This is a genomic window from Lentzea sp. NPDC058450 (genome assembly GCF_042721395.1).
Classification (GTDB): Bacteria; Actinomycetota; Actinomycetes; order Mycobacteriales; family Pseudonocardiaceae; genus Lentzea.
Map to the genome: position 1 here is coordinate 173,146 of NZ_JBHXLO010000006.1, position 20,227 is coordinate 193,372.

The following is a 20,227-nucleotide window of genomic DNA, read 5'->3' on the forward strand; positions in this document are numbered from 1 at the left end:
CCGGTGGGCGTCTCGTAAGGGTTAGGTCGTAAGTTCCGTATTGGTCGTTTAGTTCGTGACCTGTTTCACACCGGATGCGTCATGATTCCATTCATGTTCCGCCGGTCTGTTTCGTTTGGAGCGTTACTGCTCGCGTTGCAGGTGGTCATCGTGCTGATGACCGTCTGCGCCGCCGGGCTGCTCGCCGCCAAACTGCAGAGCGACAGGATCCGCGACTCCTACAAGGACCGGATGCTGTCGGTCGCGGAGAGCGTGGCGCGGCTACCCACGGTGGTCGAGGCGTTCGACTCGGTCGACCCGCCCGCCACCATCCAGCCGCTGGCCGAGCTGATCCGCAAGGCGTCCAACGTGACGTACGTGGTGGTCACCGACCACAACGGCGTCCGCTACGCCCACCCCGACCCGAAGCGCATCGGCGAGCGGGTGTCGACCGACCCGACGTCGGCGTTGTCCGGTGAGGTCTTCGTCGGCACGGAGACCGGCACGCTCGGCACGTCGTTGCGGGCCAAGGTGCCGGTGCGCAACGCGGACGGCCGGATCATCGGCATGGCGTCGGTCGGCATCCTGGAGAGCGAGCTCTCCGACGACTTCGCGGAGGACCTGCCGGAGCTGATCGGCTGGCTCGCCGCGGCCGCGGCGATCGGTGTGCTCGGCGCCGCGTTGATCACGCAGCTGGTGCGGCGCAGGACGTTCCGGCTCGAACCCGCCGAGATCGCGCAGCTGCTGGAGACCAGGGACGCGATGCTGCACGGCATCCGCGAGGGCGTGGTCGCGGTGGACGAGAAGGAACGGCTGGCGCTGGTCAACGACGAGGCGATGCGGTTGCTGGACCTCGCGGAGAACCCTCGCGGACGGCTCGCGGCGGAGGTCCTGGACGACGGGCTGCTCGCGCTCGCCCGCGGTGACGACGACGTCGCCGACCGTCTCGTCCTTGCGGGAGAACGGGTTCTGGTCGCGAACCGGATGACGGCCAAGACGCATGACCGCGCGGTCGGCGTGGTGCTGACGTTGCGCGATCGCACCGAGCTGCACGACGCGTTGCGCGAGCTCGACGGCCAACGCACCGTGACAGAGGTGCTGCGCGCGCAGGCCCACGAGTTCTCGAACCACCTGCACGTCATCGGCGGTCTGCTGGAGCTGGACCGCGGCGCGGACGCCGTCGCCTACATCGAACGGGTCGGCGGCGCGGGGTCCCTCACGGCCGACATCATCGACGGAGCGAACGCGGATCCTGCGCTCGCGGCCCTGTTGCTGGCAAAATCCTCCACCGCGCACGAACGCGGTGTGGAGCTCCGGCTCGATCCCGAGAGCTCCGTCGACATTCGTGCAGGTGACGACGCGTTGACCGTGCTGGGAAACCTGGTCGACAACGCGGTCGACGCCGTGGAGACCGGCGGAACCGTGCGGGTGCTGGTGCGCTCGTCGGTGAGCGGAGTGCGGGTGGTCGTGGACGACGACGGACCGGGTGTGGCCGAATCGCAACGCGGCCGCATCTTCGACCTGGGCGTGTCCTCGAAGGACGCGCGGGGCGCGCACGGCAGAGGAATTGGTCTTGCATTGGTGTCGAGGGTGGTGACCCGGCGCAGCGGCCGGGTGGCGATCACCGACTCGGAGCTCGGCGGCGCGTCGTTCGACGTGTGGCTGCCGGAAACGGGGAACCGATGAGCGTGCGGACGCTCGTGGTCGACGACGACTTCGCCGTGGCGGCGATCCACCGCGGGTTCCTGGAGGCGATGCCCGAGTTCGAGGTGGTCGGGGAGGCGCACCGGGGCGGCGAGGCGTTGCGGGCCGTCGAGTCGTTGCGCCCGGACCTGGTGCTGCTCGACATCCACCTGCCGGACATGTCCGGGCTCGAGGTGTTGTCGCGGCTGCGGGCGCGGGGCGGTCCGCCGGTCGACGTGATCGCGGTGACGGCCGCGCGCGAACGGGAGACCGTGCGCCAGGCGATGTCGCGGGGCGTCGACAACTACCTGGTGAAGCCGTTCACGCGCACGGCGTTCCTGGACCGGATGCGCGAGTACCTGGCGCAGCGGATCGAGGTGCAGCGGCTCGGGCAGGTGCTCGACCAGGACGAGGTCGACTCGTTGATGCACCACCGGCCGCGCACCCTGGCGATGCCGAAGGGACTGTCCGCCGTGACGTTGCGGCTGGTGACGGACGCGTTGCGGGACAGCGAGAACGACCTGTCGGCCCAGGAGGTGGGGGACCGGGCGGGGCTGTCCCGCGTGAGCGCGCGGCGGTACCTGGAGCACCTGGTGACGATCGGCAAGGCGGAGGTGCAGCCGCGCTACGGCATGGCGAACCGCCCCGCGCACGGTTACCGGCTGACCTGAGCGTCCCAGTCGATGCGGTAGTTCTGGTCCTTCGTGAACGCCCTGGCGCCGAAGGTCTTCATCACCAACGGCATCAGCAGCCGGGTGATGGGACCGATGCCGCGCTTGTTGCTGTTGGTGCGGGCCGCGCGGGCCGCGATGCGTTCGACCCTCGGGCGCCGCAGCCGTTCGTAGGTGGCGAAGGCCTCGGTGAGGTCGGGGACGTCGCGCAGGCAGCGGGTCAGCTGGACCGCCGACTCGGCCGCCAGTGACGCGCCCTGACCGGAGCTGGCGCTCGGGGCGTGGGCCGCGTCGCCGACGAGGACCATGCGGTCGCGGTGCCAGCGGGGGACGCTGGGCATGATCTCCAACGGCCCGGCGCCGATCACCGTGTCGCTGTGGGCGAGGAGCTGCTTGGCGGGCATGTCGTCGCCGTAGGCCTCGCGCAGCCGGGCCATCCAGGTTTCGGCGGGGACCGCGGCGATCTCGGCCGTGGTCAGGGGTTCCGGGACGGCGAGGTTGTTGAACCAGGCGACGGTGCCGTCGGGTTCGCCCCAGTAGCCGAGGAACGAGCTGCCGAAGACGAAGTACATCGTCCCGGGGTCGGCCTGGACGCCGCTTTCCCTTGCGTACGAGCCGAAACCGAGCAGACCGACGTACTCGGGGCCCGGTGCGTGTGGGTCGATCAGCGTGCGGACGGTCGAGCGGATGCCGTCGGCGCCGACGAGCACGTCACCGGACTCCGTCGTGCCGTCGGTGAAGATCGCCGTGACGCCGTCCGGGCGGGTCTCGACGGCTTCGAGGCGCTTGCCGTGCTCGACCTTGATCCGCTGGGCCGCCGCCAGATCCCTGAGCCTGCGGTAGAGGTCCTCGCGCCACACGACGCGGCTCGGGTCGCCGGTGATCCGGCCCAGCTCGTGGCCCTGGGCGTCCGCCATGACCATCGTGCGGACGGGCTCGCCGAAGTCCGGTCGCAGCCCGACGACCTCCAGCGCAGCCAGGCCGTTCGGTGCGACGCTGAGGACTCCGCCGACGCCGTCCGCCGCGCTGTCGTACGCCTCGAACACGGCCGACTCGATGCCGGCCTTCCTGAGCGCCAACGCTGTGACAGGGCCGGCGATGCCGCCCCCGATGACCAACGCCTTCATCTTTCCCTCCCGAAGATCTCCTGCCATTCGTGCTGGTACTCGGCTTTCGCCAGTTCCCCCGTGAGCTTCTCGACGAGCCGGAGCTCGGCCTCCGCCAACGACATCCGGTACTCCTCCTCGACGAGGAAGATCCACCGGACGCCGTCGGTCTCGGCCTTCGCGACCATCGCCTGGGTCTCGTCCAGGTCCTTGCGCAGCGAGGCTTTGCGGGTGGCGAGCAGGTCCACGGCCTCCACCGGGTCGAGCACCGCGATGAGCGACAGCGCGACACCGAACTGCGGGTACTCGTGGGCCGGGTCGCGGACGAGCTCGCGCATCCAGTCGTGCAGCTCGGCGCGTCCGGCGTCGGTCAACGCGTAGATGGTGCGTTCGGGCCGTTGGGTGTCCTTGACGGTCTCCTGCTCGGCGATGAAGCCGGCTTTCAGCAGTTGCTCGACGACCATGTAGAGCGAGCCGCGGTTGAACTTGATGTTGCGGTCCTTGCCCGTGTCCTTGAGCTGTTTGCCCAGCTCGTAGGGGTGCATGGGGCCCATCACGAGATGGGCCAGCACCGCCAGCGCCAACGGGTTCGACACCTTGCGCCGCATCCTGCTCCTCCTTGGTCGATGTCAACTATCCGACTCTGACTAGTCAGTGTCAACTATTTGAGGTATTGGTCTAAACCTCGTATTGACCGGTCCGTTTCCCGGTTCCAGACTGGATGCGGGCCGCCTCCCTGCAAGGAGGTTCGGCATGCGCCTCTCCAGGAAGTTCCTCTCCCTGCTCGCGACCCTGGTGACCCTCGCCGGTCTCGTGGTGGTCGCCGTGATCGCCCCGGCGCCGTCACGGGCCGCCGAGCACGAGGACTGCCGCCCGGACGGCCTGTACCGCACGCCCGGCGTCGACACCCCGTACTGCACCGTCTACGACACCGCCGGCCGTGAGTTGATGGGGTCGCACACCCGTCGCATGATCGGCTACTTCACCAGTTGGCGCACGGGAAAGAACGGTGCGCCCGCGTACCTGGCGAACAACATCCCGTGGACCAAGATCACGCACATCAACTACGCGTTCGCGGGGATCGGCACGGACAACCGGATCTCCGTCGGGCCGGCGGGGTCGTCGAACGCGTCCACCGGCATGGAGTGGCCGGGCGTTCCGGGTGCCGAGATGGATCCGTCGTTGCCCTACAAGGGACATTTCAACCTGCTGACCAAGTACAAGAAGCAGAACCCGGCCGTGAAGACGCTGATCTCGATCGGCGGCTGGGCGGAGTCGGGCGGGATTCTCAACCCGGACGGCACCCGCAACGCCACCGGCGGGTTCTACAAGCTCGCGCAGTCGCAGGCGTCGATCGACACGTTCGCCGACTCGGTCGTGACGTTCTTGCGCACCTACGGTTTCAACGGCGCGGACATCGACTACGAGTACGCGACGTCCAACAACCACGCGGGCAATCCCGACGACTTCTGGATCTCCAACCCCAACCGCGGCACGTTGTGGGCGGGCTACGAGAACCTGATGCGGACGTTGCGCGACAAGCTCGACCGCGCGGGTGCCGCGGACGGCAGGCACTACCTGCTGACGGCGGCGGTTCCGGCGTCCGGGTGGCTGCTGCGCGGCCAGGAGACCTACGGCGTCACGCGGTACCTCGACTACCTCAACATCATGAGCTACGACCTGCACGGCGCGTGGAACCACTTCGTGGGCCCGAACGCGGCGCTGTACGACAACGGTCAGGACGCGGAACTGGCGCACTGGCAGGTCTACACGACCCCGCAGTACGACGGGCAGGGCTATCTCAACACCGACTGGGCCTATCACTACTTCCGCGGCGCGATGCAGGCCGGGCGGATCAACATCGGCGTCGGCTTCTACACGCGCGGCTGGAGAGGCGTGACCGGAGGCACGAACGGACTGTGGGGCCGCGCGGCCCTGCCCAACCAGGCGCAGTGCCCGCCCGGCACCGGCGGAACCGTCGGGTCGACCGTCCCCTGCGGCAACGGCGCGGTCGGCATCGACAACCTGTGGCACGACGAGCTGAACGGCATGGAGGTGCCGTCGGGCGTGAACCCGATGTGGCACGCCATGAACCTGCAGAACGGCATCACGCCGGACTACCTCGCGCAGTACGGCCTGGACCCGGTCAACGACCCCGACGACCGGCTCACCGGCACGTACGCCCGCAACTACAACAGCACGATGGTGACGCCGTGGCTGTGGAACAGCACCAAGGGCGTGTTCCTGTCCACAGAGGACGACGTGTCCATCGCGGCCAAGACGAGCTACGTGTCGTCCAAGGGCCTGGGCGGCATCATGATCTGGGAGCTGGCGGGCGACTACTCGTTTGACAGCGCGAAATCCCAGTACCACATCGGTGACACGCTCATCTCGAAGATCGACGAGGGCCTGCGCGGCGCGGCGCCGTACGGTGCGTCGAAGGCGGGCCGCGCGATGCCGTCGTCCGTGCTGAACGTGGCCGTGTCGGTGTCCGGGTTCGCGTTGGGCGACGCCAACTACCCGATCAACCCGACCATGCGGATCACCAACAACTCCACCACGACCATCCCGGGCGGCACCCGCGTCGAGTTCGACTACGGCACGAGCGCGCCGGGCAGCATGACCGACCAGTCGGGCTTCGGCCTCGCGGTGACCACCCGCGGCCACAGCGGCCCGAACGCGGGCGGCCTGCGCGGCGACTTCCAGCACGTCACCGTGACGTTGCCGAGCTGGCAGACCATCGCGCCCGGCGCCTCGGCCGACATCAGGCTGAACTACTACATGCCGATCGCGACACCGTCGAACTTCACCTTCACCTTCGGTGGCACCAGCTACGCCATCGCCGCCGACCTGCCGCGCGGTTCCGGTACCCCGCCCACCACGACCAGCACCTCGACCACGACGTCAACGACCACCACCACGACGACCACGACCAACCCAGGTGGCTCCTGGGCCCCGTACACGTCCTACGCGACTGGGGCACAGGTGACGTACAACGGCGCGACCTACCGTTGCCGTCAGGGCCACACCTCGTTGCCGGGCTGGGAACCACCGAACGTCCCAGCGCTCTGGGAACGCGTCTGACCGGCCGCGGTCCGGTCCCCGTTCCCGGAGACCGGACCGCGTCTCCGCTTGTGAAGGTTTCGGCGCAAGATCCACCCGCTGTGGCACCATCGATCACATGAGAACTGGGGGCAGTACTCTCGCAATGGCCGCCGTGCTCGCCGGACTGGCAGCAGGCGCACCACCTTCGTCCGCAGCGGAACAGTGCGACTCCGGCCTGAGCTTCACCACTGACAGCACCAGCGCGGCCATGGGCCTGCGCCTGATGTCGGTCGAGGTCACCAACTGCGGCACGGAACCGTTGCAGCTCAACGGCTATCCGCAGGTGAAGGTGCTCGACGCCGAACGCGCGCAGCTGGACGTAGCTATCCTCGAAGGCTCCGGCGGCATCGCCACCCTCGACGGCTTCGACACCCCGCCGCAGCCGATCACGGTGCCGCCGGGCGAAAGCGCGAAGAGCGCGTTCGTATGGCGCAACACCCACGCCTCGGTGGACCCGCCCCTGGTGGGCGAGCACGTCGACATCGCGGCCGCACCGGGCGGTACCTGGCAACCGCTGGTGGCGACGTCCCCGCAGAGCACCGTCCTCATCGACCTGGGCAGCACCGGCCGCCTGGGCGTCCGGGCCTGGCACCGCTGACCCGTCGTGTCCGGCGTGTTAATTCTTCCGGTGGCGCCGCGGTTCCGTGTTCTGATGGCGGCATGTCGACCACCGCGCTCCTGAGCTTCACGATCGTCGCACTGCTGACGGTCATCACGCCGGGCCTGGAGACGCTGCTGGTGCTGCGCACCGCCCTGCTCGTCGGCCGCCGCGCCGCGATGGGCGTGGTGGTGGGCAGCACCCTGGGCTGCCTGGTGTGGGCGACGGCGGGATTGGTCGGCCTGACCGCCCTGCTGCAAGCGTCCGAACTGGCCTACAACATCGTGCGCTGGCTCGGCGCCGGCTACCTGATCTACCTTGGCGCCAAGGCCCTCTGGAACTCCCGCCACCCCGCACCGCTGGACGACCCCGCCCCGGTGCCGTCGGTCCGCGCGGCCGTCCGGGTGGGCCTGCTGACGAACCTCCTCAACCCCAAGCCGGGCGTCTTCTACATCTCCCTGTTGCCGCAGTTCCTGCCCGTGGGCCAACCGGCGTGGGGCGGCGTCCTGGTGGCCATCCACCTGGGCATCGGCCTGCTGTGGTTCCCGATCCTGATCACCGCGGCCGCCCGGGCCCGCGCTTTCCTGCTGCGCCAACGACTCCTGCTGGACCGCCTCTCCGCCACAGCGCTGATCGCGTTCGGCTTGAAGACCGCAGCCGACGCACGCTGACGTGTGATCTCATCTCCCCATGCCGATCACCACCCTCCTGAGCTTCACGCTGGTCGCGTTGCTCACCGTCCTCACCCCTGGCCTGGACACGGTGATGGTCCTGCGCACGGCCCTGCTCAGCAGCAGACGCGCGGCCATGGGCGTGGTCCTGGGCATCACGCTGGGCTGCCTGCTCTGGGGAGCGGCAGGCCTGGCAGGCCTCACGGCCCTGTTGCAAGCGTCCGAACTGGCCTACAACGTCGTGCGGTGGCTGGGCGCGGGCTACCTGATCTACCTGGGAGCCAAGGCCCTCTGGAACTCCCGCAAGGCCACCTCGCTGGACGACACCCGCCCGGTCCCCGGTGCGGCGGCATCCCTGCGAGTGGGCCTGCTGACGAACCTGCTCAACCCCAAGGTGGGCGTGTTCTACCTGTCCCTGCTCCCGCAGTTCATGCCTCCTGGCGAACCCGCCTGGGGCGCCGCACTGGTCGCGATCCACCTGGGACTGGGCCTGATCTGGCTGCCGCTCCTGATCCTGGTGGCCGCGCGGGCCCGCGCTTTCCTGCTGCGCCAACGCCTCCTGCTGGACCGCCTGACCGCCTCGGTGTTCGTGGCCCTGGGCCTGAAACTAGCGCTGGACGCCCGCTGACCCCGGCGTGTCAGCGTCCTCCGGCGGCGGTGCGGTGCCAGGCCGCGAGCGCCACCCGGCTCGGCAGGCCCAGCTTCACCCGGATGTTGACCACGTGCCGGTCCGCCGTCCGCGGCGAGATGAACAGCCGCGCCCCGATCTGCTTCGACGTGAGCCCCTCCGCGACCAGGCCGGCGATCGTGAACTCCTGCCTCGTCAGCCCGCCCGGCAGCAGCGGCTTCGCCGGTCGCCGTTCGGACTCCGGCACCGGCTCGAGCGCGAACGCCATCGCCTGGTCAGGACGCAGGTCGGCGCCGAGCGTCGTGATCACCTGGTAGTCGTCGCCCAGCGAACGCCGGACGGTGCGGTCCGCGCGGTCCAGCTGCCGGCGGAACGGGCTCATGCCGTTGAACGAGATCCGCGAGATCCGTTCCTGCGAGCGGAGTGCGCCGAGCAGTCGTGCCGCCCGGTCGAACGCTCCGAGCTCCGCGCACGTGCAGGCCAGCAGCCACAGGCTGAACGGCGCGCCCCAGGTGTCGCCGAGCCTCAGCTGGACGCGCAACGCCTCGATCACCAGCGGGTGCACCTGGGCCGGGTCGCCGTGCAGCAGTTCGTAGAGGCCGCGGTGCCAGAGTCCCCAGGCGTGCGACCACGTGACGCCGTTGCTCTCGGCCTGCTGGGCCAGCGCGGTGGTGGCCTTGTCCGCGTCCTCGGCGTCGAGCAGGAAGCACGCCGCCATCGCGTGCATCAGCTCGGTGATGTAGAGGTCACCAGGTGCCGAGTGCTGGCGGCAGAGTTCTACGACGTGTGCGTACAACGGCACACAGTCCGATGAGCCGTCCACGAAGAAGAGATGCGTGGCCTCGGCGAGCACGAGATGTATGTCCGTGACGGGCTGCCGGGGCAACGAGCGTGCCTCGCTCATCAACGGGAACGCCACCGCGCCATCACCGCGCACCTGCGCCATGTACGCGCTGTGCGCCAGCAACGACGTCCTCAGCGGCGCCTCGGTGATCACCGCACGGGCCGCCGCGAGCAGGTCCCAGGCCTGGCCGAGCATGCCCGCGAACGACGTGAAGCGCGCCCGCTGCACGTTCATCGTCACGGCGGCGCCCATCGCGGCGAGATCGGGTGTGCGGAGTGCGTGCGCCACGGCCGTGCGGATGTTCGGCCACTCCTCCCACAGCCTGCCCATCCACGTCGCGTCGTCGGCCGAGAACCACGAGCGTGCGGCCACGTCCACGAACGCGCTGTAGTGCACGGCGTGACGGCGCAACGGTTCGTCGGCGTCCGTCAGCAGACGCGCGCCGAACTGCGCCACGGTGTCCAGCAACCGATAGCGGACCTCACCGGTGACGGGACTCGTCGACGCCCCGACGATCGACCTGCTCACCAAGGCGGACAACGGTTTCCGCACGTCCGCGCCCGCCACCGCCTCGGCGCCGGCGAGGTCGAAGTCCGCGGCGAACACCGACAGCCGCGCCCACAGCAGTCGTTCCTCGTCCGTGCACTCCCGCGCGGTCCACTCCAGCACCTGCTCCAGCGTGGCGGGATCGGACAGGCACGGCGCCTCGCCGGCCACGACCTCGAAGGGCAGCGCGGCCAGGAGTTCGACCGCGAGCGGGAGCCCGTCCACCTTGCGGCACAACGCCGTCACGTCCTCCGGCGCGGCCTCGGCCCGTTCCGCGAACAGGCGCGCCGCGTCGTCCACGCTCAACGGTGGAACGCGCAGCAGTTGCTCGCCGTAGACGCCGAGCGGCTCCCGCGAGGTCGCGACGACCGTCAGGCCCTCGCAGTCGCGCAACAGGTGGTGCACCAGGTGCCGGACCGCCTCCAGCAGGTGCTCGCAGTGGTCGAGGATCAGCAGCAAGTGCTTGTCGTACAACGACTCCACGAGCCGCGTGAGACCGGAGACCGGTGAGTTGTCGACGATCCGCAGCTCGGTCGCCACCGCGCGGGCCAGCGCCGCCGGGTCGTGCAGGTCCCCGAGCCGCACCAGCCAGACCCCGTGCTGGAACGCCGCCGCCCGCACCATCGCACGACCGGTCTCCACCGCGATCCGGGTCTTGCCCGCGCCACCCGCACCCGCCAGCGTGACCAGCCGTGATCGGCGCAGGAGCGCCTCGGTGTCGGCGAGCACGGCCCCGCGGCCGACGAACGTCGTGGTCTGAGCAGGCAGAGTGCCCCGCACGGTCATCGGCGCATCTTCGCCTAGCGGCGCCGAAGTGTGACGGAGAGGATCGCCTCACCACCCTTTCGGTCTAGCGAGTTCGACCATGCGTGGTCACGCGGTCGCGCGTGCGGATGATCATCTTGCTCGCGAGCCGCAGTCCCTGCCGCGCGTTGAGGTGCGGCAGGTACGCGCGACTCACCGCGTTCGCGATGCGCGGCAGGGCCGCCGAGTCCGGGTACGCCATGAACATCGGCTGATAGGTCGGCTGGAACTTCGCCTTGAACGCGAACAACGAGCGGAACCCGTACACCGGCTCCAGCACCTGCCCGGTGAAGTCCAGCACCCGCTGCAACGCCCGCGGCCGTTCGCCCCGGTCCAGCCGGGCGAGCGGTGCCCCGGACAGGCTGAGGAACCGCGCGCCCTCCGCCTGGAGCTCCTGCGCCGCCGAGGCGATCAGGAACTCCATCGAGCCGCGGAACCCGTGCGAGCGCCGCCGCATGAAGTCGAGCGTCCACCCGACGACCTCGCCGTCGGAGTACACCGGCAACCAGCTCGTGATGCCGTGCACCGTCCTGTCGGCGTCGATCGCCAGCAGGCAGCGCACGCCGTCACCGGCCAGCTCTTCCAGGCCGCCCAGCGTGAAGCCCATCTCGGGCAGGCCCTTGTCCGCCACCCACTCCGCCGAGATCGACCGGATCTGGTCGGTGATCGCATACGGCGCGTCGGCGTACGTGCACCACTCGGCGGTGATGCCGGCCTTGGCGGCCTTGTTCAGCGCCGTGCGGACGTCCTGCCACTTCTTGCCGGTGAAGCTCAGCTTGTCCAGCTCGATCATCGTGTCCTCGGCGACCTGCACCGCGGACCAGCCGAGCCCTTCCACCGCGGCCCGCGTCTCCGCGCCCACGCTGTACAGACACGGCGTCCAGCCGTTGTGCGCGCAGAACTCCGCGAACCCGCGCACGGCGTCCACCCGCGCCGGGCCGATCGGATCGCCGACCGTCAGCGCGATGGTCGCCACCACCCGGTACGCGATCGCGTTCTCGCCGTCGGGCGTGAACCAGTACTGGTTGCCCCGCCACGTCGTCATGTACGACAACGACGAACCGCCGTGCCGCCGCATGAGTTCGCGAGCGCGCGCGGCCGACTCCTCGCACGAGGACGGCCACGTCCGCCACGACGCCATCAGCAGACCGGCGAGCACGATCAGCCAGAACACCACGCCCGTGTACTCGAACAGCAGCGTGCCGACGAACCCCTCGGCGGAGAACCGCAACGGCACCAGGCCGAGGTACCCCGGCGGCAGGAACCGCGTCGGCAGGTCCGCGAGCAGCGCGCCGAAGCCCGGCTCCGGCGTGAACTCGTCGCGCACCAGGTACCCGCCGAAGACGTACAGCGCCGACAGCAACGTGACGCTCACCGCCGTGAACCGCCAGAACTTCACGACGGCGTGCCGGGGCAGCCGCACGTCGAAGTGCCTGCGGGTCAGCAACAGCACCACGATGATCGCCAGCGGGGCCAGCATCGGCACACCGAACGAGACCGACAGCTCCAGCAGGGTCGCATCGGGGAACTGCGCGACGTACACGACGTACGAACCGATGAACGCCGCGAACGCCAGGTTGAACACCAGCGCCGTCCGCCACGCGAACCGCCGTCCGCGGCGCAGACCTTCCGCCAGCACCAGCAACAACAACGCCGGCAGCAACGACATGACGAGCGCGGGGAACCGGCCGTACGACAGCTGCACCACCATCGTCCGGCACAACTCGACCACGCCGTCCGCGGAGCACATCGCGTCGACGTCCTCCTGCAGCGGCTGGGTCACCGCCACCGCGTCGGCGAACCACCACAGCGGCCCGTTCGGGTACGGCGACATCATCGACACCACCGGCCCGAGCGCGGACGCCGCGATCAGCAACGCCACCAGCACTCGCGTCTCCTGGAGCGACCGCGCCGGACGAACCGCCGCGTTCCTCAGGAACAGTGCTCCGATCAGCATTCCGGCCACGCCACCGGACAGTCGGAGCACGTCTTCGAGCCAACCTGAGTACAGGGTAAGGACCAGCACCGACAAGATCGTCAACAGCCGGACGCGACGCCTCCAGAGCGGCGGCATCCGGAACGTCAGCGCGAGCACGAGACCCACGCCGCCGATGGACGGCCCGACCGCGACCTCGCCCACGAGCGACTCGAGCCAGCCCCAGTGCAGGTTCTGGCCGATCAGCACGAACCCGAGGCCGAGGAACGAGCCGGCGACGTGCGAGACGAGGAAGATCGCGGCCGTCCGCAGCACGCCGAACTCGCGTTCCGCCAGTGTTCCCGCGACCAGCAGCAACGCCGTGGTCCCGAGGTAGCCGAGCAGGTCCACCGACCACAGCGCCGAGGTGAGGACGGTCCACCACGGACTGCCGGTGCCGAACCCGGTGCGGTCGAGCAGGCCGTCGCTCATCTCGCCGACCGCGCCGGTGAGCGCCCCGACCGTCCAGAAGACGATGAGGAACGTGCAGGTCAGCGGCGCGGTCCTGAACAGCCGGGCGATCATCTGACCAGCCCCGTTCGCTGCGCGAGCCACGGCAGCGAGCTGTACAGCCCCGGCCGCCACACGTTCCAGTCGTGTCCTCCCGGGAGTTCCTTCCACTGCACGTCCATTCCGGCCTTGCGACAGGCCTCGAACACCTCGGCGTCGGCCGGGCGGTACTGAGCGTCGTTCGTGCCCGCCACGACCACGCCCGCGGTCCGCGGGAACTTCTCGCGGGCGAGGATGTCGAGCGGGTTGACGCGGGCGAACGCCGCCGCGTCGCCGCCGAAAGCGGCCTTGACCGTCTCCTCGCGCGTGCCGAGCGTCGGCTCGCGCTGACCGGAGATGTCGATGAAGTTGCCGTACACGTCAGGCGCGCGCACTGCGAGTTGTACGGCACACGTGCCGCCGTGCGAGAAGCCCGCGATCGTCCACGACTCACGGCGTTCGTCGACCGTGAGACGGTCCTTGATCCAGGCGGGCACGTCCTTGGCCAGGTAGGTCTCGGACTGGCCCAGCTTCGAGTCGAGGCACAGGGGGTTCGCCGTGGTCGCGCCGAGCGAGTCGGCCATCACGACGATCGGCGCGAGGCCGTTGTGGGCGCGCGCGAACGCGTCCATGTTGTCGACGATCCCGCCCGCGTCGTACCAGTCGCGCGGCGAGCCCGGCTGGCCCGCGAGCAGCACGACGACGGGCAGCCGCGGCCGTGGCTTGGCCGCGTAGGCGGGCGGCAGGTAGATCCACGCCGGCCGGGCCTTGAGCGCACCGGGGATCGTGACCTCGGACAGCGTGCCCTTGTCCAGCAGACCGGTGGCCGTCCAGACGTCCACGAGCTTCTTGCCCTCGGGCACCTCGAGCACGTCCGAAGGAGGCGCGGTGTCCGGCAGGTCGACGCTCGGGTTGTGGAACACCTGGAGCACGGCCCGTGCGGTGGGGTACTGCCCGTAGAACGCGTTCGTGGCCGTGACCGCGCTGCCCAGCACGACGATCGCGGCGACGACACTCAGCACACGCCCGTACCACCGTGACGGCCGTAGGCGGGCCACGGCCAATGCGAGGGCCACGAGCGCCGCGCCCAGCCAGACCATGAGGATGATCGGCAACGGCTCGGGCCACGGTTTCCACAGGTGGTTGACCACGAGCGTGAGGGCGGTCACGACGAGCGCGCACGCCAGCACGACGATCGGCAGCACGCGGACCCACCAGGTCCGGTTCTTCCGAATCGCGAGGTACGTGAGGGCGACCGCGGCCGCGACCGTGGCGGCCTTGGGGATCGGTCCGTTTATCAGGGACAGATCCAACGGGCTGAGCATGACCTCAATGCTTCAGGAAGTCTTCAGGAAGCACATCGGAGATTCGTCTCTGTTCAAGGCTGTGAACATCAGCCTTAAGAATGACAACCCATCAGCCCGTTGGTGCGTCGCGCCAGGCGTTGGTCAGCACGCCCAGCGCGTCCGGATGGTCGGCGATCTCCGCGGCGCGGGACAAATCGGACTCCGCCATTCCCAGTTCCCGCAACGATGTCGCCGCGCCGAACCGCGTGGCCGTGTCGTGGATGCGCCTCGCCAGATCCGCGGGGGCCGTGTGGGGGAGCAGCGCCGTGTGCGTGGCGGCGTGCGGCAAACCGAACGTACCACCCAAAACGTGCGCGAGTTTGTGGTGCAGTCCCATGGGGACGGACGCGAGACACGTGCCCCCGAGCCAAGCCGAGGACAGCAGCTCCGTGCGCGCATCCACAGTGGACGGGTTTCCACTCAAAGCGTGCAAAACGCCCTCGATCGCCTTGGTGGCGACGGCGTCGATCAACGGGTTCTCGTTGCCGCGGGCCGCGACGGCGTGCGCGAGAGAGTTGAGCGCGCTTGTCACCGTGACGTCGAGTGGCAGGTCCAGCGTGAGGTCGACGTCGTAGATGACGGTGTTCGGCTGGAGCGCGGGGTCGCGGCGCGTCTTCTTCAGCCCGCCCGCCGTCTCGCCGAGCACCTGGGTGACCTCGGAACCGGCGTAGGTGGTCGGGATGATGATCTGCGGCACGCCCGCGCGCACGGAGAGTGCCTTCGACAGCCCGGTGCTCGATCCGCCGCCGACGGACACGATGCCGTTCACGTCGTGTTCTCGCAACGATGCGAGCGCGCGCTCTGTGACCTCGACCGGCGTGTGCATTGCGGCGCCCGTGAACCGCGTGACCAGCAGTAGACCGAGTTCGGCGGCCACCTTGTCACCGCCGTGCCGGGCGATCAGCAGCACGCGCGTCGCACCGAGCCGTTCGGCCTCGGCGCGGACGGTGGCGGCGGTGCCGCGGCCGAAGACGACGCGGGTGCGGCCGGGTTCGAAGGTGAAGCTCACCCAGGACGAATACGTGAGGTACGAGCCCGGCGCAACAGCAGAGGGTCAAGCCTTTCGGCTCTGACGGGTGACTTCGTCACTCCTTAGCGTGAATCTTCATGAAGCGTGTTCGTGTTGTAGTGGCGTTAGCAGGGGCCCTGACCCTGATGCCACTCCCTGCCACAGCGGCGACACCAGCGTTCAGCCTGTCCGGCGGCGTCACCGCGCCGATCCACTCGATGGCCGACGCGGTCCGCGAGACCGTGTACGTCGACTCCGGGCTCGACCTCGACGGCGACGGCACCCGTGACCGGGTCGCGGCCGACATCATCAGGCCGTCCACGACCGGGCGCGTGCCCGTGATCATGGACGCCAGTCCCTACTACCAGAGCGCGGGTCGCGGCAACGAGAGCGAGGTCAAGACCTACGACTCCGCCGGCGTGCCGGTGAAGTTCCCGCTCTTCTACGACAACTACTTCGTGCCGCGCGGGTACGCCGTCGTGCTGGTCGACTTCCTCGGCACGAACCGGTCGCGCGGCTGCGTCGACGTCGGCGGCCAGGCGGAGATCGCCTCCGGCACCGCCGTGATCGACTGGCTGAACGGCCGGCGCACCGGCTACTCGACCCTGACCGGCGCCACGACCAAGAGCGCGTCCTGGTCGACCGGGGCCGTCGGCATGATCGGCAAGTCGTGGGACGGCTCGATCGCGAACGGCGTCGCGGCGACCGGCATCGACGGGCTGAAGACGATCGTGCCGATCGCGGCCATCAGTTCCTGGTACGACTGGTTCCGCTCGGACGGCGTCGCGTATCCCGGGTACAGCTCGCCAACCGGGCTGGGGTCGCAGTTCGAGAACTCCAACGCGCGCTCGCGATGTGCGACCGTGCGTTCGCAGATGACGAACGGTTCCCCTGCCAATGGCGACTACACGGCGATGTGGCAGACACGGGACTTCGTCCGCAACGCGTCGAACGTGAAGGCGTCCATCTTCGCGATCCACGGACTGAACGACCTCAACGTGAAGACGTTGCAGTACGGACAGTTCTGGGACGCGGTGCCCGCGTCGGTGCCGAAGAAGCTGTGGTTCTCGCAGACCGCGCACGTCGACCCGTTCGACTTCCGGCGCAGCGAGTGGGTGCCGACGCTGCACCGCTGGTTCGACCGCTGGCTGCTGGGCGTCCAGAACGGCATCGAGAACGAACCGCAGGTGTCCGCGGAGCGCGCGCCCGACGTGTGGTCCACCGACCAGACGTGGCCGCCTGCCGGCACCGCGAGCACCGTGTTGCGTCCTTCTTCTTCGGGACTGGGCACGGCGGCGGGTACGGGCACTTCGGCGTTCACCGACAACGGCAGCGGCACGCCGACGAACTGGATCTCCGGTTCGAACACCGGCAGGGCGATCTGGTCGACCGCAGCGCTGGCCTCGGACCTGCGCATCGCCGGGACGTCGTCGATCACGGTGGGGGTGTCGTCGTCGACGTCGACCGCGCACCTCACGGCGTACCTCGTCGACTACGGACCGGCGCGTGTGCGCACGGGCGAAGGCATCCGGACGTTGACCACGGAGTCGTGCTGGGGCGAGAGCCGCACGGGCGATGACGCGTGTTACCGCAACACGGAGGCCACGACGGGCAACGTCGACGCGCAGATCATCGCGCGCGGCTGGGCGGACCTCGCGAACTACCAGTCGCTCACGACCCCTCGCACGATCACGCCGGGTACCAAGTACCGCATGACGTTCCGACTGTCCACAACGGACTGGGTCGTGCCAGCGGGTCACCGGCTGGGTCTCGTGATCGGCGGCACCGACACGACCGCCATCGTGCGGCCGAGCCAGCTGCCCCGGCTCACCGTCGACCTGGCGGACACGTCGGTGCGGGTGCCGCTGAAGGGCACCGTGCCGTCCGCCTCGCCCGCTCCGTTGGTCGCTTCCAGCGTTTCCGCTGGTACGAAGAGCGCGTTGGGCTAGCGAACCGGACTGTCGGTGCTGCTCGCTAGCATCGGCCCCATGGGTTCAACCGAGCACGGAGACGCGCTGCAGGTCCTGCAGCGCGTCTTCGGGTACCCCGAGTTCCGCGGCGACCAGGCCGCCATCGTCGAGCACGTGATCGCGGGCGGCGACGCGCTCGTGCTCATGCCCACGGGTGGTGGCAAGTCCCTGTGCTATCAGGTGCCCGCCCTGGTGCGCCCCGGCACCGGCGTGGTGATCTCGCCGCTGATCGCCCTGATGCAGGACCAGGTGGACGCGTTGCGCGCGCTGGGCGTGCGCGCGGGCTTCCTGAACTCCTCGCTGTCCTGGGACGAACGCCGGATGGTCGAGGCCGAGTTCGTCAACGGCGAGCTCGACCTGCTCTACCTCGCGCCGGAACGTCTCACGTCCGAGGCCACCCTCCGGCTCCTCGAGCAGGGCGAGATCGCGCTCTTCGCCATCGACGAGGCGCACTGCGTGTCCCAGTGGGGTCACGACTTCCGGCCCGACTACCTCTCGCTGACGCACCTGCACGAGCGCTGGCCGAAGGTCCCGCGCGTCGCGCTGACGGCGACCGCGACGGAGGCGACGCGCCAGGAGATCCTCACCCGCCTGGAGCTGACCGAGGGCCGCCAGTTCGTCTCCAGCTTCGACCGGCCGAACATCCAGTACCGCATCGTCGGCAAGAAGGAGCCGAAGAAGCAGCTCCTCGACCTGCTGCACGGCGAGCACAAGGGCGACGCGGGCATCGTCTACTGCCTGTCCCGCGCCTCCGTGGAGAAGACCGCCGAGTTCCTGGTGGCGAACGACATCCCGGCGCTGCCGTACCACGCGGGCCTCGACGCCTCGGTCCGCCAGCGCAACCAGGCGAGGTTCCTCCGCGAGGACGGCCTCGTCATGGTCGCCACCATCGCGTTCGGCATGGGCATCGACAAGCCGGACGTCCGCTTCGTCGCCCACCTCGACGTCCCCAAGTCGGTCGAGGGCTACTACCAGGAGACGGGCCGCGCGGGCCGCGACGGCCAGCCGTCCACCGCGTGGCTCGCCTACGGTCTCCAGGACGTCGTGCAGCAGCGCAAGATGATCGAGTCGTCGGAAGGCGACCTGGCGTTCCGCCGCCGCTCCCAGGCGCACCTGGACGCGATGCTCGCCCTCTGCGAGACGATCACGTGCCGTCGCAGCATGCTCCTCGACTACTTCGGCGAGCCGGGCGTCCCCTGCGGCAACTGCGACACCTGCCTGACCCCGCCGGAGTCCTGGGACGGCACGGTGGCCGCCCAGAAGGTCCTGTCGACGGTCTACCGCCTCCGCAAGGAGCGCAACCAGAAGTTCGGCGCGGGCCAGTCCATCGACATCCTCCTGGGCCGCAAGACCGCCAAGGTCATCCAGTTCGACCACGACCAGCTGAGCACCTTCGGCATCGGCGAGGACCTGAACGAGGGCGAGTGGCGTGGCGTCGTCCGCCAGCTTCTCGCCCAAGGTCTGCTGGCCGTGGAGGGTGAGTACTCGACCCTGGTGCTGACGGCGGCGAGCTCGGACGTCCTGTCCCGCAAGCGCGAGGTGAAGCTCCGCAAGGACCCGGCCCCGGCCCGTGCCAGGACCTCGGCCCAGTCCCCGTCCTCCAGCGCCGGCAAGCAGAAGGTGGACCTCACTCCCGAGGCGGCGCCGCTCTTCGAAGCCCTGCGCGAATGGCGCGCTCAGCAGGCCCGCGAACAGGGCGTCCCGGCCTACGTGATCTTCCACGACGCCACCCTGAAGTCCATCGCGGCCAGCCGCCCCGCCACCCTCTCCGCCCTGGGCGGCGTGAGCGGCGTGGGCCAGGCCAAGCTGACCAAGTACGGCGACCAGATCCTCGAGGTGGTCACCGCGGGTCCGGCCGCCCTCTCCCAGTCCGCGGCACCCGCGGCCGAGCCCGCCAAGCCCAAGCCCCGCACCACCAGCACGGGCGGCGCGGCCTGGGGCTCGGGCGAGGCGGCCGACGAGTGGCCGGAGCCGGAAGAGCCGGACGAGCCGATGGACTGGTAACCCACCACGACGTCCAATCGGGCGGGTGCTCACCGCAGAACGTGCGCCCGCCCGCGGCTCAGACCGCCGCGGCGTGCGGTGCGGCCTGCCTGGGTCAGGTCACCTTCTCGATCTGCGCGCGTTTGATCACGTTCTTGCCGGACTCGCCGACGAGCTCGAAGGCCGCACTGTTCAGCACCACGCAGGACGGCCCGACGCCGACGATCCGCACGGTCGTCTGCTTGCCGTTGTCGAGATTGGTGACCCGGACCGCGGACCCCACCGGGAGTTGCGACGAGAACGCCCCGGGTTCGCCGCCCACTGAGGACAGACCGACGGTGGCGCCGTCGCAGACGACCTGACCCACGACGCCGGAGGGGCGCACTCGGGAGGTCGAGGTGCGCGTGGTCGGGGTGGGGGCCGGCGCGTTTCCGACGATCTCCACTCGAATTCGGCGGAGGACGCTTTCCACACCGCCCTCGCCGGTTTCGGCGGACCACAGGGAATCCAGCGCGGCCGTGTTGATGATCGCGCAGTTGCTGGAGGCGCCGATGACCGAGACGGTGATCGCGCGGCCGTTGGCGGGATTGGTGAGCCTGAGTTGTGTGCCCAGCGGGAACTGGTCCGACAACACCCCTGCCGGGCCTTTGGCGTTCGTCGTTCTCACCTGTTGGCCGGCGCACACCTCCTTGCCCGCCACCCCCGACTGCGACGCCGGGGCGCCGGAACCCGCGAGAGCGAAGGCCGCACCCCCGATGGCCGCGACGACGGAGAAGACCCCCGCGCCCGCGACCCAGCCCTTCGACCAGCGCATGTGCAA

Annotated in this window: 15 protein-coding genes; 8 read left to right on the forward strand and 7 right to left on the reverse strand. The window is 69.5% G+C overall.

Annotated features, from left to right (window positions below; genetic code table 11):
* The first annotated feature begins 93 nt into the window (after window positions 1–93).
* Together ACFWNN_RS12435 and ACFWNN_RS12440 are read left to right on the forward strand one after the other, a co-directional pair.
* Window positions 94–1,665 carry an ATP-binding protein gene (locus ACFWNN_RS12435; RefSeq protein ID WP_382439980.1) on the forward strand — a complete coding sequence of 524 codons (1,572 nt, stop codon included), beginning with the start codon at window positions 94–96 and terminating at the stop codon, window positions 1,663–1,665.
* Window positions 1,662–2,333, forward strand: coding sequence for a response regulator (locus ACFWNN_RS12440; protein WP_355303894.1), 672 nt, complete (start codon window positions 1,662–1,664; stop codon window positions 2,331–2,333). The genes ACFWNN_RS12435 and ACFWNN_RS12440 overlap by 4 nt, the downstream gene beginning before the upstream one ends.
* Here the strand turns inward: ACFWNN_RS12440 and ACFWNN_RS12445 are convergent.
* Complete coding sequence (locus ACFWNN_RS12445; RefSeq protein ID WP_382439981.1) at window positions 2,318–3,460, reverse strand: FAD-dependent oxidoreductase; 1,143 nt, start codon at window positions 3,458–3,460, stop codon at window positions 2,318–2,320. The two genes, ACFWNN_RS12440 and ACFWNN_RS12445, sit on opposite strands and share 16 nt — an antisense overlap.
* Window positions 3,457–4,047, reverse strand: a complete 591-nt coding sequence (locus tag ACFWNN_RS12450; protein WP_382439982.1) for a PadR family transcriptional regulator — start codon at window positions 4,045–4,047, stop codon at window positions 3,457–3,459. Before ACFWNN_RS12450 ends, ACFWNN_RS12445 begins: the two co-directional genes overlap by 4 nt.
* A gap of 145 nt (window positions 4,048–4,192) precedes the next feature.
* On the opposite strand from ACFWNN_RS12450, the gene ACFWNN_RS12455 reads away from it, so the two are divergent.
* The 4 genes from ACFWNN_RS12455 to ACFWNN_RS12470 all read left to right on the forward strand — a co-directional run bounded on the left by ACFWNN_RS12455 (window position 4,193) and on the right by ACFWNN_RS12470 (window position 8,441).
* Window positions 4,193–6,523 carry a chitinase C-terminal domain-containing protein gene (locus tag ACFWNN_RS12455; RefSeq protein WP_382439983.1) on the forward strand — a complete coding sequence of 777 codons (2,331 nt, stop codon included), beginning with the start codon at window positions 4,193–4,195 and terminating at the stop codon, window positions 6,521–6,523.
* Between the two features lie 97 nt (window positions 6,524–6,620).
* The gene (locus ACFWNN_RS12460; protein ID WP_382439984.1) at window positions 6,621–7,142 is read left to right on the forward strand and encodes a DUF4232 domain-containing protein; all 522 of its coding nucleotides are present in this window, start codon (window positions 6,621–6,623) and stop codon (window positions 7,140–7,142) included.
* Window positions 7,143–7,204: 62 nt separating this feature from the next.
* Window positions 7,205–7,813 carry a LysE family translocator gene (locus tag ACFWNN_RS12465; protein WP_382439985.1) on the forward strand — a complete coding sequence of 203 codons (609 nt, stop codon included), beginning with the start codon at window positions 7,205–7,207 and terminating at the stop codon, window positions 7,811–7,813.
* A 19-nt stretch (window positions 7,814–7,832) separates the two neighbouring features.
* Window positions 7,833–8,441 (forward strand): LysE family translocator, encoded by a 609-nt coding sequence (locus ACFWNN_RS12470; protein ID WP_382439986.1) that lies wholly within the window; start codon window positions 7,833–7,835, stop codon window positions 8,439–8,441.
* Between the two features lie 10 nt (window positions 8,442–8,451).
* Here the strand turns inward: ACFWNN_RS12470 and ACFWNN_RS12475 are convergent, their stop codons facing one another.
* The 4 genes from ACFWNN_RS12475 to ACFWNN_RS12490 all read right to left on the reverse strand — a co-directional run bounded on the left by ACFWNN_RS12475 (window position 8,452) and on the right by ACFWNN_RS12490 (window position 15,454).
* Entirely contained in the window at window positions 8,452–10,617 is a 2,166-nt protein-coding gene (locus ACFWNN_RS12475; protein ID WP_382439987.1) for an ATP-binding protein, read from the reverse strand.
* Between the two features lie 64 nt (window positions 10,618–10,681).
* A complete protein-coding gene (locus ACFWNN_RS12480) occupies window positions 10,682–13,165 on the reverse strand; it encodes a rhomboid family intramembrane serine protease (RefSeq protein ID WP_382439988.1) in 2,484 nt (827 codons plus the stop codon).
* Window positions 13,132–14,424 carry an alpha/beta hydrolase gene (locus ACFWNN_RS12485; RefSeq protein WP_382439989.1) on the reverse strand — a complete coding sequence of 431 codons (1,293 nt, stop codon included), beginning with the start codon at window positions 14,422–14,424 and terminating at the stop codon, window positions 13,132–13,134. Before ACFWNN_RS12485 ends, ACFWNN_RS12480 begins: the two co-directional genes overlap by 34 nt.
* Before the next feature lie 91 nt (window positions 14,425–14,515).
* Entirely contained in the window at window positions 14,516–15,454 is a 939-nt protein-coding gene (locus tag ACFWNN_RS12490) for a maleylacetate reductase (protein WP_382439990.1), read from the reverse strand.
* Window positions 15,455–15,552: 98 nt separating this feature from the next.
* On the opposite strand from ACFWNN_RS12490, the gene ACFWNN_RS12495 reads away from it, so the two are divergent.
* Together ACFWNN_RS12495 and recQ are read left to right on the forward strand one after the other, a co-directional pair.
* A complete protein-coding gene (locus ACFWNN_RS12495; RefSeq protein WP_382439991.1) occupies window positions 15,553–17,403 on the forward strand; it encodes a Xaa-Pro dipeptidyl-peptidase in 1,851 nt (616 codons plus the stop codon).
* A gap of 39 nt (window positions 17,404–17,442) precedes the next feature.
* Complete coding sequence (recQ, locus tag ACFWNN_RS12500) at window positions 17,443–19,428, forward strand: DNA helicase RecQ (protein WP_382439992.1); 1,986 nt, start codon at window positions 17,443–17,445, stop codon at window positions 19,426–19,428.
* A 94-nt stretch (window positions 19,429–19,522) separates the two neighbouring features.
* Here the strand turns inward: recQ and ACFWNN_RS12505 are convergent, their stop codons facing one another.
* A complete protein-coding gene (locus ACFWNN_RS12505; protein ID WP_382439993.1) occupies window positions 19,523–20,221 on the reverse strand; it encodes a hypothetical protein in 699 nt (232 codons plus the stop codon).
* Window positions 20,222–20,227: the final 6 nt, after the last annotated feature.

Excerpts from the sequence above, each read along its gene's own strand:
- recQ (WP_382439992.1), top strand. The coding sequence starts at position 17,443 with ATGGGTTCAACCGAGCACGGAGACGCGCTGCAGGTCCTGCAGCGCGTC.
- ACFWNN_RS12460 (WP_382439984.1), top strand. The coding sequence starts at position 6,621 with ATGAGAACTGGGGGCAGTACTCTCGCAATGGCCGCCGTGCTCGCCGGA.
- ACFWNN_RS12450 (WP_382439982.1), bottom strand. The coding sequence starts at position 4,047 with ATGCGGCGCAAGGTGTCGAACCCGTTGGCGCTGGCGGTGCTGGCCCAT.
- ACFWNN_RS12445 (WP_382439981.1), bottom strand. The coding sequence starts at position 3,460 with ATGAAGGCGTTGGTCATCGGGGGCGGCATCGCCGGCCCTGTCACAGCG.
- ACFWNN_RS12505 (WP_382439993.1), bottom strand. The coding sequence starts at position 20,221 with ATGCGCTGGTCGAAGGGCTGGGTCGCGGGCGCGGGGGTCTTCTCCGTC.
- ACFWNN_RS12455 (WP_382439983.1), top strand. The coding sequence starts at position 4,193 with ATGCGCCTCTCCAGGAAGTTCCTCTCCCTGCTCGCGACCCTGGTGACC.
- ACFWNN_RS12485 (WP_382439989.1), bottom strand. The coding sequence starts at position 14,424 with ATGCTCAGCCCGTTGGATCTGTCCCTGATAAACGGACCGATCCCCAAG.
- ACFWNN_RS12440 (WP_355303894.1), top strand. The coding sequence starts at position 1,662 with ATGAGCGTGCGGACGCTCGTGGTCGACGACGACTTCGCCGTGGCGGCG.
- ACFWNN_RS12495 (WP_382439991.1), top strand. The coding sequence starts at position 15,553 with ATGAAGCGTGTTCGTGTTGTAGTGGCGTTAGCAGGGGCCCTGACCCTG.
- ACFWNN_RS12475 (WP_382439987.1), bottom strand. The coding sequence starts at position 10,617 with ATGACCGTGCGGGGCACTCTGCCTGCTCAGACCACGACGTTCGTCGGC.
- ACFWNN_RS12465 (WP_382439985.1), top strand. The coding sequence starts at position 7,205 with ATGTCGACCACCGCGCTCCTGAGCTTCACGATCGTCGCACTGCTGACG.
- ACFWNN_RS12470 (WP_382439986.1), top strand. The coding sequence starts at position 7,833 with ATGCCGATCACCACCCTCCTGAGCTTCACGCTGGTCGCGTTGCTCACC.
- ACFWNN_RS12435 (WP_382439980.1), top strand. The coding sequence starts at position 94 with ATGTTCCGCCGGTCTGTTTCGTTTGGAGCGTTACTGCTCGCGTTGCAG.